The 13055-nt window shown below is 65.0% G+C and carries 14 protein-coding genes; 7 read left to right on the top strand and 7 right to left on the bottom strand.

The features are described 5' to 3' along the window. Window positions 1-33: 33 nt before the first annotated feature. The 7 genes from H162_RS0112925 to H162_RS0112895 all read left to right on the top strand — a co-directional run bounded on the left by H162_RS0112925 (window position 34) and on the right by H162_RS0112895 (window position 6273). Window positions 34-1197, top strand: a complete 1164-nt coding sequence (locus H162_RS0112925; RefSeq protein WP_020653894.1) for an acyl-CoA dehydrogenase family protein — start codon at window positions 34-36, stop codon at window positions 1195-1197. Between the two features lie 35 nt (window positions 1198-1232). After that, window positions 1233-1595 (top strand): hypothetical protein, encoded by a 363-nt coding sequence (locus H162_RS0112920; RefSeq protein ID WP_020653893.1) that lies wholly within the window; start codon window positions 1233-1235, stop codon window positions 1593-1595. A gap of 3 nt (window positions 1596-1598) precedes the next feature. Then, window positions 1599-2339, top strand: a complete 741-nt coding sequence (locus H162_RS0112915) for an SDR family NAD(P)-dependent oxidoreductase (RefSeq protein WP_020653892.1) — start codon at window positions 1599-1601, stop codon at window positions 2337-2339. Between the two features lie 27 nt (window positions 2340-2366). Further along, window positions 2367-2780: a tautomerase family protein gene (locus tag H162_RS30740; RefSeq protein ID WP_084677004.1), complete on the top strand. Its 414-nt coding sequence runs from the start codon at window positions 2367-2369 to the stop codon at window positions 2778-2780. A 30-nt stretch (window positions 2781-2810) separates the two neighbouring features. Beyond that, on the top strand, window positions 2811-3722 hold the full coding sequence (gene catA / locus H162_RS0112905) for a catechol 1,2-dioxygenase (RefSeq protein WP_020653890.1): 912 nt from the start codon (window positions 2811-2813) through the stop codon (window positions 3720-3722). A 176-nt stretch (window positions 3723-3898) separates the two neighbouring features. Further along, window positions 3899-5245 (top strand): MFS transporter, encoded by a 1347-nt coding sequence (locus tag H162_RS0112900; protein ID WP_084677011.1) that lies wholly within the window; start codon window positions 3899-3901, stop codon window positions 5243-5245. Next, window positions 5242-6273 (top strand): porin, encoded by a 1032-nt coding sequence (locus H162_RS0112895; RefSeq protein WP_020653888.1) that lies wholly within the window; start codon window positions 5242-5244, stop codon window positions 6271-6273. Before H162_RS0112900 ends, H162_RS0112895 begins: the two co-directional genes overlap by 4 nt. Before the next feature lie 206 nt (window positions 6274-6479). Here H162_RS0112895 and H162_RS0112890 read toward each other — a convergent pair whose 3' ends face one another. From H162_RS0112890 to H162_RS0112860, 7 genes are all read right to left on the bottom strand, one after another. Further along, complete coding sequence (locus tag H162_RS0112890) at window positions 6480-7571, bottom strand: porin (protein ID WP_040787260.1); 1092 nt, start codon at window positions 7569-7571, stop codon at window positions 6480-6482. Between the two features lie 80 nt (window positions 7572-7651). After that, entirely contained in the window at window positions 7652-8908 is a 1257-nt protein-coding gene (locus H162_RS0112885) for a dicarboxylate/amino acid:cation symporter (RefSeq protein WP_040787291.1), read from the bottom strand. Window positions 8909-9003: 95 nt separating this feature from the next. Continuing rightward, entirely contained in the window at window positions 9004-9348 is a 345-nt protein-coding gene (locus H162_RS0112880) for a cupin domain-containing protein (protein ID WP_020653885.1), read from the bottom strand. After that, window positions 9345-10331, bottom strand: coding sequence for a quinone oxidoreductase family protein (locus H162_RS0112875; protein ID WP_020653884.1), 987 nt, complete (start codon window positions 10329-10331; stop codon window positions 9345-9347). The genes H162_RS0112880 and H162_RS0112875 overlap by 4 nt, the downstream gene beginning before the upstream one ends. Before the next feature lie 49 nt (window positions 10332-10380). Beyond that, the gene (locus H162_RS0112870; protein WP_020653883.1) at window positions 10381-11259 is read right to left on the bottom strand and encodes a beta-keto acid cleavage family enzyme; all 879 of its coding nucleotides are present in this window, start codon (window positions 11257-11259) and stop codon (window positions 10381-10383) included. Between the two features lie 9 nt (window positions 11260-11268). After that, the gene (locus H162_RS0112865; RefSeq protein WP_026354576.1) at window positions 11269-12027 is read right to left on the bottom strand and encodes an SDR family NAD(P)-dependent oxidoreductase; all 759 of its coding nucleotides are present in this window, start codon (window positions 12025-12027) and stop codon (window positions 11269-11271) included. A 10-nt stretch (window positions 12028-12037) separates the two neighbouring features. Continuing rightward, window positions 12038-12928 carry a dioxygenase family protein gene (locus H162_RS0112860; protein WP_020653880.1) on the bottom strand — a complete coding sequence of 297 codons (891 nt, stop codon included), beginning with the start codon at window positions 12926-12928 and terminating at the stop codon, window positions 12038-12040. Window positions 12929-13055: the final 127 nt, after the last annotated feature.

Genomic DNA, 13055 nt, shown 5'->3' with positions numbered 1-13055 from the left:
CGCCTTCCGGCACCCCTACCAACGGAGACAAACATGCTCGATTTCCAAGCCGAAGCTGCCCCCAGCGTGGCCGGCCAGACCGAAACCCTGGACCGACTGCTCGCGGATATCCGCGCCCGCCGTACCGAATTCACCCACCTGCGCCACGTGCCGCGCGATGTCATCGAGCGCCTCAAGCGCCAGGGCGTGTATTCCGCGGCGACCCCGGTCTGTTTCGGCGGCAGCGGCATGAGTCCGGGCGACTTCCTGGCGCTGGTCGAGCGCATTTCGCAGGCCGACGGTTCGGTCGGCTGGGTCGCCAGCTTCGGCTCGGCCTCGGTCTATCTGGCGGCGCTGCCCAAGGCCACCCAGGCGGAAATGTACCGCGCCAGCCCGGATCTGGTGTTTGCCGGCGGACTGTTCCCGATCCAGCCGGCGACCCAGGTCGACGGCGGCTGGATGGTGAACGGCACCTGGAAGTTCGCCAGCGGCTGCAAGGGCGCCGACCTGCTCGGCGTCGGTATCGGCACCGGTAGCCCGGGCCAGCCAGGCGGCAAGCCGCGCACTGCGGTGCTGCAACCCAGCAAGGTCGAGATCGTCGACAACTGGGATGTGATGGGCCTGTGCGGTACCGGCAGCCATGACCTGAAGGTGAGTTCGCAGTTCGTCGACGACGACTGGACCTTCATCCGCGGCGGCGAACCGACCATCGACGAGCCGCTGTACCGCTATCCGACCATCGCCTACGCGGCCCAGGTGCTGGCGGTCGTCAACCTCGGCATCGCCCGCGCCGCCATCGACGAGATCACCCACATGGCGGGCGGCCGCGTCGCGATCACCGGCGCCCCCAGGCTGGCGGACCGGTCCTATGTGCGGATCGAAGTGGCCAAGGCCGAGGCCCGGCTGCGCGCGGCGCGCGGCTTCTTCTACGACATCACCGGCGAAGTGTGGGACGGGATCCTGGCCGGCGATCCGGTCACGCCCGAGCAGGTCGCGACGCTGCGCCTCGCCGCGGTCGAGGCGGCCCGCGCCGGCGACTGGGTGGTGCAGCAGATGTTCGGCCTGGCCGGCACCACCGCCATCTATGCCAGCCACCCGCTGCAGCGCTACCTGCGCGACGCCGCCGTGGTGCGCCAGCACGCCTTCCTGGGCGAAGGCATCTACGACGGCGCCGGCGCCGTCGCCCTGGGTGTCGCGCCGATGCCCGGCTTCCTGTAATTGACCCTATCGCTTTATCCCTGACTGGAGACTTCATGTCCGACACCCAAAAAGATCCGCTGCGCGTCCTGTTCTGCATCGGCGTCACCCAGAATTTCTTCGACCTGCCGGAGGCGGAGATCGGCGCCGTGTGGAAAGGCTACGGCGAGATGATGAGCGCCATGAACACCATGCCGGGCGTGACCATCCTCGGCACCATGGACGACGACCGCACCATGGTCGGCAGTTCCGCGACGGCGCCGTGGACGGTCTACATCATGGCCGACGTGGTCGACCTGGACACCGTGGTCGCGGCCTGCAACCTGTTCCGCACCGTGAAGGTCGGCGAATTCCGCCTCTGGAAGTACGGCAAGATCGAAGCGCGCGTGGGCCGCGCCCTCATCATTCAGGGAGCCTGAACCATGGCCGGCAACGACAAGGTGGCGCTGGTCACCGGCGCCGCGCGCGGCCTCGGCGAGTTGGTGGCGCGGCGCCTGCACGCCGCCGGGTTCCGGGTGGCGCTGGCCGATCTCGACCTGGACGCCGCCTCGAAGGTGGCGGAGAGCCTGGGCGAGAATGCCCTGGCGCTGCGCCTGGATGTGCGCAGCAAGGCCGATTTCGAGGCTGCCGGGAAGCTGCTGGAGGAGCGCTGGGGCGGCGCCGACGTGCTGGTCAACAATGCCGGCCAGTCGCGGGTCGCGGCCCTGATGGAGATCAGCCCCGAGGAGTTCGACGCGGTGGTGGCGGTGAACCTGCGCAGCGTGTTCCTGGCCTGCCAGGTGTTCGGCCAGGCCTTCGCGGCGCGCGGTTTCGGACGCATCGTGAACATCGCCTCGCTCGCCGGCCAGACCGGCGGCACGGCCACCGGCGCCCATTACGCGGCGGCCAAGGGCGGGGTGCTGACCCTGACCAAGGTGTTCGCGCGCGAACTGGCGCCGCACGGCGTGACGGTCAACGCGATCTCGCCCGGCCCGCTGGACCTGCCGATCGTGCACGAGAGCGTCCCGGCCGACAAGCTGGCCGCGATCACCCAGGCCATCCCGGTGCGCTCGCTCGGCGACCCGGGCTTCATCGCCGATGCCGTCGTCCTGCTGGCAAGCAGCGGAGCGGGTTCCGCGACCGGCGCCTGCCTGGACATCAACGGCGGCCTGTTCATGCGCTGACAGGCTGCGAACATTGAAAGGTAGGCAATGCCAACAATCCAGGCATTCATCATGGCGGGCCACCCCGATGGACAGAAGGAGCGCCTGATCGCGGCGCTCACGGATGCCGTCGTGGAATCGGTCGACGCTCCCGTCGAATCGGTCTGCGTGATCCTGAGCGAAGTCCCGCGCGCGCACTTCGGCGTCGCCGGACAGCCCGCGCATGCGGCGACGGCGCCGCGCGCCGTGCTGCAGGCCTTTTTGATCGCCGGCCGCACCGATGCGCAGAAAGTGCGCCTGGTCGAGGCCCTGACGGCGGCATCCGCCGTCATCGGCGTGGCGCCAGGCGTGGTGCGGGTCTTCATCCAGGACCTGCCCAACACCGACTTCGGGCTGGGCGGCCGGACAGCCCTTGCGCTCGGCCGCGGCATCGGCCGCGCGGCCCTGGTCGCCCATCGCTAAACAACACTGACACAACCAAAGGAGACAAGCATGGACAAGAACGCCATCGACGCGCTGCTGCGCAAGATCGAGAGCACCGAAAAGGACAGCGGCAACCCGCGCGTCCAGGCCATCGTCAACCGTATCGTACGCGACCTGTTCGTGACGATCGACGAATTCGACATCCAGCCGCACGAGTTCTGGAGCGCGATGAGCTACCTGACCGAGGCCGGCCGTTCCGGCGAATATGGACTGATCGCCGCCGGCCTGGGCTTCGAGCACTTCCTCGACCTGCGTACCGACGAGGAGGAGGCGCGCCAGGGCGTGGCGGGCGGCACCCCACGCACCATCGAAGGTCCGCTGTACGTGGCCGGCGCCCCCGAATCGCTGGGCAGCGCGCGCCTGGACCAGGACGAGCAGCCCGGCGAGGTGCTGTTCATGGGAGGACAGGTCCGTGGCGCCGACGGCAAGCCGCTGCCGGGCGCCCTGGTCGAAGTCTGGCATGCCAACCACCTGGGCGGCTATTCCTTCTTCGACCCGGGCCAGACGGCCTACAACCTGCGCCGCACGATCCGTACCGACGCCGACGGCCGCTATCGTTTCCGCAGCAAGGTGCCGGTCGGCTACAGCGTGCCTCCGGGAGGCGCCACCGACAAGCTGCTCACGCTGCTCGGCCGCCATGGCACCCGTCCGGCGCACATCCACTTCTTCGTGACCGCCCCGGACCACCGCAAGCTGACCACGCAGATCAACATCGAAGGCGACCCCTACCTGTGGGACGACTTCGCGTTCGCAACCCGCGAAGGCCTGGTGCCGCCACTGGTCAAGGTCACCGATCCGGCCCGGCTGCGCGCGCATGAAGTCGACGCACCGTTCTACGCCATCGAGTTCGACTTCGACCTGCATGCCCGGCGCGACGGCCTGCCGCCCGACCACGTCGAGCGCGCCCACTTCAGCGCCTGACGGGGAATCCATCATGGCCGCCGGTGTCGCCGGCCGCCTGCGCGTTGTTATGGAGTGGAAGCGAAGGTCGGTGGCGGCGCGCGCGCCGCGCCGTTCCCTGATGATCCGGTCATGCTGGCATGGCCGGCGTATGAATCAAGCGCGGGATGACCGCGCACGAATGGGGTGCCACAATCATGAAGGCGGAAACGAGTATCTATCACACCACCGATGCAAGCGCGTTGCGGCCAGGCCTGGCCCGCGACGCGGACGATGCGCTCTATAGAAAAATCTCACTGCGTATCATTCCTTTTCTTTTCATCTGTTATGTAGTGGCCTTCCTCGACCGCATCAACGTCGGGTTCGCACAGCTCCAGCTGAAGCAGGATCTGGGCTTCAGCGACGCGATGTACGGCCTCGGCGCGGCGGTGTTCTATATCGGCTACGTGCTGTTCGAAGTGCCCAGCAACCTGCTGCTGGCCAAACATGGCGCGCGCAAGACCTTTGTGCGCATCATGATCCTGTGGGGTGCCGCCTCGGTGTCCATGATGTTCATCTCGACGCCGACGCATTTCTACATCCTGCGCTTCCTGCTCGGTGTATTCGAAGCCGGTTTCTTCCCCGGCATCGTGCTCTACCTGACCTACTGGTATCCGCCGCTGCGCCGCGCCTCCGTGCTGTCCTACTTCTTCGCCGGGGTGGCCGTGGCCGGCATCCTGGGCGGGCTGATATCGGGCTGGATCATGCGCGACATGGCCGGCGTGTGGGGCCTGAAGGGTTGGCAGTGGATGTTCGCCATCGAAGGATCGCCCGCGCTGCTGCTGGCCGTGATCGCCTACTTCTACCTCAAGGACTATCCGGAGGAAGCGGGCTGGCTGAGCAGGACCGAGAAGGCCCGGATCGCGGCCAACCTGGAGCAGGGCGGCGGCAAGGTGCACGGAAAGGCGGGCAAGTCGCTGGCTGCGAGTCTGCGCGATCCGCGCATCTACCTGTTCTCCTTCCCGTACTTCGCCGTGACCGGCGCGGCCCTGACGCTGAGCTTCTGGATGCCCCTGATGATCCGCGACTTCGGCGTGACCGACGTCCTGATGGTGAGCCTGTACTCGGTCATCCCCTATACCATCGGCGCCATCGGCGTGATCCTGGTGGCGCGCAGCGCGGACCGTTCGGGGCGCCATGCCCTGTACTTCGCGGCCTGCGTCGTCAGCGCCTCGATCGCGCTCGCTGTGCTGACCACGCATCCAGCCAGCCTGCCGGTGTCGCTGGCGCTGCTGTCGGTGGCGGCGGTGGGCCTGTATTCGGGCTTGCCGATCTTCTGGGCCATCCCGACGGTCCACCTGCCGCAGGAATCCCGTGCGGCCGGCATCGGCGTCATCAGCAGCCTCGGCACCAGCGCGGGCATCGTGGCGCCCTGGGCAATCGGGCAGATCAAGACGGCAACCGGCAGCATGGATGCCGCGCTCCTCGGCCTGGGCGTCGTGCTGGTACTGAGCGCCGGTGTCCTGTTCGTGGCCAACCGCGGCGCAGGGAAGGGCAAGGCATGAGCAAGCAGATCATCAAGGCGGCCGCCATCCTGGCCGCGCTGCAGGCGGCGCCGGTGCTGGCGCAGACGCAGGGCAACGTGACGGTGTTCGGCATCCTGGACACCTATCTCGACGCCAGCCGGGCGGGCGGCGCGAGCGCCGAGCGCGTCCAGAGCGGCGGCATTTCCGGCTCGCGCCTGGGGTTCCGGGGAAGCGAGGACCTGGGTTCGGGGATGAAGGCGATCTTCATGCTGGAAGCGGGCATCAATGTCGACGACGGCAGTTCGGGGCAGGGCGGCGTACTGTTCGGGCGCCAGGCATGGGTGGGCTTGTCCACCCGCGCCGGCGACCTGATGCTGGGCCGCCAGTATTCTCCGAACTTCTTCACGATCGTGACCTACGGCCTTGGCGGTGGCCTGGCATGGGGCAATGCGTCGAATTACTTCACCGATGTGGCGCCGCTGCGGGTCAACAATGCGATCAGCTACGTCTCGCCATCGGTGAAAGGGTTCAAGGCGCGTGTCTTCCATGCCCTTGGCGAGAACGCCAGCCAGCCCGGCGGCTCCCACGTCGGCGACATCAACAGCGCTTCGCTGCAGTACGACAGTGGCCCGGTGTCGGCCGGGTTCTCGGTCGAAACCCGCAAGACGACGGCATCCAACACGGAGCGGTTCTACGCCGGCGGGGCCAGCTACAGCTTCGGCTTCGCCAAGGTCGGGGTACTGGCCCAGGGGCGCCGGGACGATACCGATGCCACCGAAAGCGATGCGCTGGAGATCGGCGTGCAGGTGCCGGTAGGCCGTGGCTTCCTGCTGCTCGATGCCGGGCGGTTCCGCCACCGGAGCGTAGCGGATGCAGACGCGACGGCGTTCAGCGTGCGCTATGACTACAACCTGTCGAAGCGCACGATGCTGTACGGCGGTGTTGCACACATACGTAACGAGTCGCGCTCCATGTTCGGCATCAACGGCAATACGGGGCAGGCGCTGGCTGTGGCCAGAGACGCGGATCCACGCTCGTTGATCCTTGGTGTGCGTCACATTTTCTGATGCAGGAAGCAGGATCGGCAAGATGGGAACCCGCGGCGATGGACTCGCGGATGACTCTGCCGGACAAACGATGAATGGCGAGAGTGCGGCACGGTCGCATCTCTCGCCATCCTGACTTGCATGTAACCGCCGGGACGCTTTGGAGCAGGCGTCAGCTTCGATGTGCTGGCATGCCTGCGCTAAAGGAGCTGAGTGGCGCCTTCCCTTCAGAAGCCATGTCGCAGGCCGAGCGCAGCTCCCTTGAGCGTGGCACCAGGACCGACGGTAAGACTGTTGATCGCAAAGTCATGAACAGCGTTGCGCTCGTTGTCCAGGTGAGTGTAGTAGGCGTACACGCTGGTACGCTTCGACAGTGTGTACTCATAGCCAAGCGTTGCATGGGTGGCACCAGTGTCGGGTCCGCCAAGCAAGTAGCCGATATTGCTCGTCGACGCGCCTTTGCCTCCGCTGGTCCGGGCCACGCCGGCACGCAGGCCATGCGGCCCGATCTGGTGCGTCAGCGACAGGTAGTAAGCCGTTTGCTCCAGGTCCCCGGTCGCCGTCTCGTACTTCAATTTCTCCGCCACGCCAGCGATCCGGGTATTGCCGAACTTGTATGCGAGACCAATCTTGGTGCCCGTGTCGTTGCGCCCGGGTCCCTGGTACTCATGATGACGCTCGTGCGCCAGCGTCGCATACCAGGGACCCTGTTCATAGATGCCGGCCAGTGACGTCAGCGAGGGCTTGGCGCCATTCGCCGGCCGCTCCTCGTTCAGGCCATGGGTGAGCCGCAGCGTCACGCCATTCCAGGGGCGCGTCCAGTAATGCACGGAGTTTGCCTGTCGGCGGTCGAATGACGCGGTGTCGTTGACATTGTCCACCGACGATGCAGAACCGTTGCCCATGATACTCATATAGCCTGCCGTCGTCGGATAGAAGGGATCCAGTCCGGACGTGGCGCCGTTGTATGCGGTGACCCAGTGGCCAACAAACACGGTGCCGAACTCGCCTTGCAGGCCGACCCGCGTATCACGCTGCGCGATCGCGCCGGCGCCGGTATCGGGCGAGATGGTGCCCTCGATCTGGAAGATCGCCTTCAGGCCGCCACCGAGATCCTCGGTGCCGCGGAAGCCCAGGACGGAGCGGTTGTTCGAGAGGCGCGACAGGCTCACGTCCCGGCCTGCGCTGTTGGCTGAGGTCTCTACACGCTCGACCGATACGTTCAGCCGGCCATAAATCTGTACATTTGTTTGTGCATGCGCGCCGGCGGCGCACATTGCCGTGCATGCGATGACACTGAAGTGAAATGTTGGGTGCATCGATCATCTCCTTGTTCTGGTTATTTTCAAGAACGAAGCGGCAGCCTTCCATTGCGGAGCGGCTGACCTGGACTTCATCCCTAGCGCAGCGTCTCGAGCTGCTCCTCGCTCAGTTCTCCCTCCCAGCGCGCCATGACGACTGTCGCCACGCCATTGCCGATCATGTTGACGAGCGCACGGGCTTCGCTCATGAAGCGGTCGATGCCCAAGATCAGAGCCATGCCCGCAACCGGAATGGTCGGCACGACAGCCAGCGTGCTCACCAGGGCGATGAAAGCCGCCCCCTGTACGCCGCTCGCACCCTTCGACGTGAGCATGGCCACACTCAGGATCGCCATTTGCTGCAGGAAGCTGAGCTCGATGTTGGTGGCCTGGGCCACGAACAGCGCCGCCATCGTCATATAGATATTGGTGCCGTCGGTATTGAAGGTATAGCCGGTCGGGACGATCAGGCCGACGAGCGACTTCGAGCAGCCGAGCTTTTCGAGTTTGCTCATCAGCGTCGGCAGGGCCGTGTCCGACGAACTCGTTCCGAACACCAGGAAAATCTCTTCCTTGATATAGACAAGGAAGCGGCCGATCCGGAACCCGGCGATGCGCGCGATCACGCCCAGTACGATGAACACGAACAGGATGGACGTCAGGTAGAAAGTACCGATCAGTTTCAACAGCGGCGCCAGCGAGGTCACGCCGTACTTGCCTACGGTGAATGCCATCGCGCCGAATGCGCCGATCGGTGCAAAGTACATGAGGAACCTGATGGCCCCAAAGATCGTGTGCGATGCGGTGTCGATCATGTCGGTCGCCGGCTTGGCGCGGGGGCCCATCGCCGCAAGGGCGAACCCGAACAGCAAGGAGATAAGCAGCACCTGCAGCACGTCCCCTTTGGTGAACGCATCCGCCACGGTCGTGGGGATGATATTCATGAAGAAGTCCTTTGCGCTCAGATGCTGCGCCTTGCCCACGTACTCGCTGACCGCGCCGCCGTCCAGTGTCGCCGGGTTGACGTTGAAGCCGTCGCCTGGACGAACGACGTTCGCCACCGCCAGGCCGATGAACAGGGCGAGGGTCGAGACGATTTCGAAATACAGCAAGGCCTTGCACCCGATGCGGCCGACCTTGCGTATGTCCTGCATGCCGGCGATGCCGCTGACGACCGTGCAGAAAATGATCGGGCCAATCAGCATTTTGATGAGCTTGATGAAAGCGTCGCCAAGAGGCTTCATGTCGATCGCCAGCTTCGCGTCGAAGTGGCCGAGCAGGATGCCGGCCGCAATGGCAATCAGCACCTGCACATAGAGTACTTCGTAAAACCGTTTCTTTCTCTTGACAGGCATTGCTGCACTTGCCATGCCGCCTGGATCCGTTCCGTTTGCATCTATGACGATCATGATGTCTCCTCCAGCAAAGTGGCCGATATGATTCGTGATGTTTATGTTGGTGCGGTGTACGGCATCGCCAGCAGGATGCTGGCGGGTTGATTCGTGTTATTGATCAGTTGACGTTGTTCTCCTGGAGCCAGCCGCACGGAGTCGAAGCGCTGCAGGACGCATTCGTCCTCCCCGGTACGGATGGTCACTTCGCCGTCCAGTACGACGTACATCTTCTCGACGCCGGAGGCGTCGAGCGTGGTGCCGCCGCCTGGCAGCAGGTGGGACAGGCCAAGCCAGAGGTCGGAAGAGGGACCGGCTTCGTGCCCCTGCAGGCGCAGGCAGCTCATCCCTTCGTGCTTGGGCGGGTGATAGCGCGGCGCGCTCCCATAGCGCGTGATGTTCATGCGCGCCCCGGTTCGAGGACGACACGCTCGCGGGCGCCGCCGAGCACGGCGCGGTAGGCGGCCGCCGCGTCCCGCAGGCTGTAAATGGTGTCCGGGCCGACAGGGAAGGGTTGCAGCGTACCGGCCACGAAGCCAGGCGTCAGTGCGTCGAGAATGCGCGCGCAGGCCAGCGAATCGAGCGCCAGGGTATCGATGCCGACATAGGTGTGCTGGCCGCGATAGAAATTGAAGATGTCGAACGGGACCGGACGCTCGATCGTCGAGATGAAAATCTGGCGCGCTCCGACCGCCATCGCCGCGTTGGCCTGTTCAAAATACGGGCTGCCCACGGTGTTATAGACGATGTCCGCGCCGTGTCCACCGGTCATGTCGCGTACATGGGCCGCGATATCGGTGCTGTCCGCGCCGATCATCTCGACGGGGCCGCTCGCGTGACCAATATAGTCTTCCTTCGTTCGTTCCACGGCAAAGACACGGGCCCCGGCTTGCGTCGCCAGCTGGATCGTTGCCTGGCCAACCTTGCCGTTGCCGCCGAGGACGAGGACATTGTCGCCTTCTTGCGGCAGGCCGGCGCGGCGCAGGCCCTCGTAGGCGGTGATGAACGGCACGCCGATCGCGCCGGCTTCGACCATCGAGATGTTGTTCGGCTTGGCCCGGACCGCTTCGATGTCGAGCACCAGGTAGCGCGCGTGGGTCCCGTCGCGGCGAATGCCCAGCTCACCGCCGCTGCCCCACACTTCCATGCCCAGCAGCTCGGCAGGCCCGTCGATGACGATGCCGGCGTAGTCGCGGCCGGGCGTGCGCGGCCATACGGCGTGCGGCATCGCGCCGAGCGCCGCTTTCACGTCGCTCGGGTTGACCCCGGCGCTGTGTATCTCGATGACGCACTGGCCGGGGCCGGGCCGCGGCGCGGCGCGGGTTTCGATGTCAGGCGCGAGTGCGTCGATGTTCGCGGCCTTGGCCGTTACACGGATGGTGTTCATTGTCTGCTCCTTGATTTTCGTTGAATGGTTTGATGTCGTCGTGAGTGGGTCAAACTTGCCGGAGTCCCAGCATGGCGCGTGCTTCGCCCGGCGTTGCGATGGCGCCTCCGAGCGATTCGACGATGAGCCGTGCGCGCGTGACCAGTTCCGCGTTGTCCTTGGCGAGCACGCCGGCGGCCATGTACAGGTTGTCCTCGAAGCCCACGCGGACGTGGCCTCCCAGCAGCCACGACTGGGCAACCATCGGGAATTCCTGGCGCCCCAACCCGAAGCCGGTCCAGATGGCGCCCTGCGGGAGCAGGCTGCGGGCATACGCCATCGTCTGCGGGCTGGCATCGAAGCCGTATTTCACGCCCAGCACGAAACTGAACAGGCCGGGGCCTTCGAGCGTGCCGTCGCGGATCAGGTCATGTGCAAGATGCATGTCGCCGGAATCGAAGATTTCGATCTCGGGCTTGACGCCGGCCGCGCGGATCGCCTGCGCCATGCGCCGGACATTCGCCGGGGTATTGATCACGACGTCGCCACCGGAATTCATCGTGTTCAGGTCGAGCGTCGCGATATCGGGGCGCAGCAGGCCGATATGTTCGACCCGCTTTTCCGGCGCCATCAGGGTGCTGCCGGGCGCCGCCACCTGCGGATCGTGCGCGCTCGGGATGAAGCGTCCGCCCGGCCCGGTCGTCAGGTTGATGACGAGCTCGCGGTTGCGGCTGCGGATGGTTTCCATGACTTCGGCATAATGCGCGAGTTTCATGGACGGTTTGCCGGTGTCCGGATCGCGCACGTGGATGTGGACGACCGCCGCACCCGCGTTCGCCGCGTCGAGGCAGGCGTCGGCGATCTGGCGTGGCGTGATGGGAAGGCCGGGGTGCTGCTCCGGCTTGGTGATGTTGCCGGTGACGGCGCAGGTAATGATGGTCTTGTTCATGGTCGATCCTCAGCCCAGGTGGCGGCCGCCGTCGACCTGGATCGTGGTCCCGGTACTGAAAAGCAGCGTGGTGGCGCAGGCTTCCACCGCCGCAGCGATGTCGTCGGCATGGCCGATGCGTTTCAAGGGCGTGGTCGCCGCCTGTTTGTCGTTGAAGGCTGCATCGCGTCCCGGAACGAAACTGCTGTCCACGACGCCAGGCGACACATTGATGACCCGTATCGCCGGCGCCAGCGCGCGGCCCAAGGAATTGGCCATGACGTCCAGGCCGGCCTTGGCGGCGCAGTATGCGACATTGCTGCCGATGCCTGTCGTCGCGGCGATCGAGGAGATGTTCACTACCAAGCCTTTGCCGGAAGCGCGAAGCAGGGGAGCGAAGGCACGGATGGCGGCAAAGGGACCACGCCAGTTAGCCGCAAAGATCCGGTCGATCAGTTCATCGCTGAGCGCATCCAGGTCATGGTGGGGCACGGGCTGCGTGATCCCCGCAGCATTGACGAGGATGTCGGTGCGTCCGTACCGCTCGCGAACTGCGGCGGCAGCTTCGCTCAGTTCCGCGCCGGAATTGACGTCCACACGGAGCGCATGATGTCCTGCACCAGGAAGGTCTGCCATCTTCGCCTGTGCTTGCTCAAGATCGCGCACCAGGAGAACAACGCGCGTACCTTGTCGCGCGAGCCGCTGGGCGCTCGCATAGCCGATTGCTCCGACGCCGCCCGCGATGACGGCTACCTGACCCGTGAGCGGGCCCTGCACAATTCCAGACATGGGTTTTCCTTTACTTGATGGGTGCTGTGGGCAAGCAGGATTGGCCGGCCTCGATCACGAAGTCGTATTCGAGGCGATAGTGGGGCTCGTCGCTTCCCGGCCTGGGATCATGGGAGCGAAAAGTGCCGATCAATGCCCGGCTGACACCGAACACGACGTCGCTCCCGAGGTGCGTGCAATCGTCCGCAAACACCTGGGTGACAAGGGTCTTGTAGTGTTCTCGATGGACCATGAAGTGCAGGTGTGCCGGACGCATGCAATGGCGGCCCTGCGCCCGCAGCAGTTCGCCAACGACACCGTGTGTCGGGACCGGGTAGCCGGCGGGACGTACAGTACGAAACCGGTAGCGCCCCTGCGCGTCGGTGCGGAAACGTCCGCGCAGGTTCATGTCCGGCTGCTGGTCGTCCTGATTCTCGTATAGTCCGACTGGTGAAGCCTGCCAGACATCGACCACTGCGTCGGCGACGGGATTGCCGCGTACATCGCTCACTTGGCCAGAAACGTCCATGACCGCGCCTGGCATGTCGCAGCGGGCGATGTTGTCTCCGTTCTCACAAAATGGTGCATCCGCGCGCCAGAACGGGCCGAGCAGGGCTGCGGCAGTCTGTCCTTCGTGTTCAGGGCTATTGCGCAAGGCGACGAGCGTTGAGATGCCCAGCACGTCGGCAGCCAGGATGACTTCGTTGTGGCTGTCATTGGTCTGCTGCCCGATCAGGGTGAGGAAGCGAATGGCTGCCTGGAATTCGTCCTCGGTCAGATTCACTTCGCGGATGAGTGCGTGGGAATGTTCGACCACGGCCGCCATGATGTCGCGTAAGCGGGGGTTGGCGGTGTCAGCCATCGCCGCCTGGACCGCAGCGGTGACGGAGGCTTCACCGTCGATGATGTGGGATGTGTTCACTGCTGTCTCCTCTACTTGAGTTGAACCAATTCTTGCGCGAAGCCTTATGCGAACGTTCGCATAAAATTTATCTTAACAGAACATCTAACGTAGTCAAGAATCTTTGCGAACGTTCGCATCAATGTGA

The sequence above is a fragment of the Massilia niastensis DSM 21313 genome (genome assembly GCF_000382345.1).
In the GTDB taxonomy this organism is placed as follows: domain Bacteria; phylum Pseudomonadota; class Gammaproteobacteria; order Burkholderiales; family Burkholderiaceae_D; genus Telluria; species Telluria niastensis.
Note: the sequence above shows the minus strand (reverse complement) of the source record. Positions and strands in the feature narration are given on the sequence as shown.

Excerpts from the sequence above, each read along its gene's own strand:
- H162_RS0112915 (WP_020653892.1), top strand. The coding sequence starts at position 1,599 with ATGGCCGGCAACGACAAGGTGGCGCTGGTCACCGGCGCCGCGCGCGGC.
- H162_RS0112865 (WP_026354576.1), bottom strand. The coding sequence starts at position 12,027 with ATGTCTGGAATTGTGCAGGGCCCGCTCACGGGTCAGGTAGCCGTCATC.
- H162_RS0112880 (WP_020653885.1), bottom strand. The coding sequence starts at position 9,348 with ATGAACATCACGCGCTATGGGAGCGCGCCGCGCTATCACCCGCCCAAG.
- H162_RS0112895 (WP_020653888.1), top strand. The coding sequence starts at position 5,242 with ATGAGCAAGCAGATCATCAAGGCGGCCGCCATCCTGGCCGCGCTGCAG.
- H162_RS0112925 (WP_020653894.1), top strand. The coding sequence starts at position 34 with ATGCTCGATTTCCAAGCCGAAGCTGCCCCCAGCGTGGCCGGCCAGACC.
- H162_RS0112890 (WP_040787260.1), bottom strand. The coding sequence starts at position 7,571 with ATGCACCCAACATTTCACTTCAGTGTCATCGCATGCACGGCAATGTGC.
- catA (WP_020653890.1), top strand. The coding sequence starts at position 2,811 with ATGGACAAGAACGCCATCGACGCGCTGCTGCGCAAGATCGAGAGCACC.
- H162_RS30740 (WP_084677004.1), top strand. The coding sequence starts at position 2,367 with ATGCCAACAATCCAGGCATTCATCATGGCGGGCCACCCCGATGGACAG.
- H162_RS0112900 (WP_084677011.1), top strand. The coding sequence starts at position 3,899 with ATGAAGGCGGAAACGAGTATCTATCACACCACCGATGCAAGCGCGTTG.
- H162_RS0112870 (WP_020653883.1), bottom strand. The coding sequence starts at position 11,259 with ATGAACAAGACCATCATTACCTGCGCCGTCACCGGCAACATCACCAAG.
- H162_RS0112885 (WP_040787291.1), bottom strand. The coding sequence starts at position 8,908 with ATGCCTGTCAAGAGAAAGAAACGGTTTTACGAAGTACTCTATGTGCAG.
- H162_RS0112920 (WP_020653893.1), top strand. The coding sequence starts at position 1,233 with ATGTCCGACACCCAAAAAGATCCGCTGCGCGTCCTGTTCTGCATCGGC.
- H162_RS0112875 (WP_020653884.1), bottom strand. The coding sequence starts at position 10,331 with ATGAACACCATCCGTGTAACGGCCAAGGCCGCGAACATCGACGCACTC.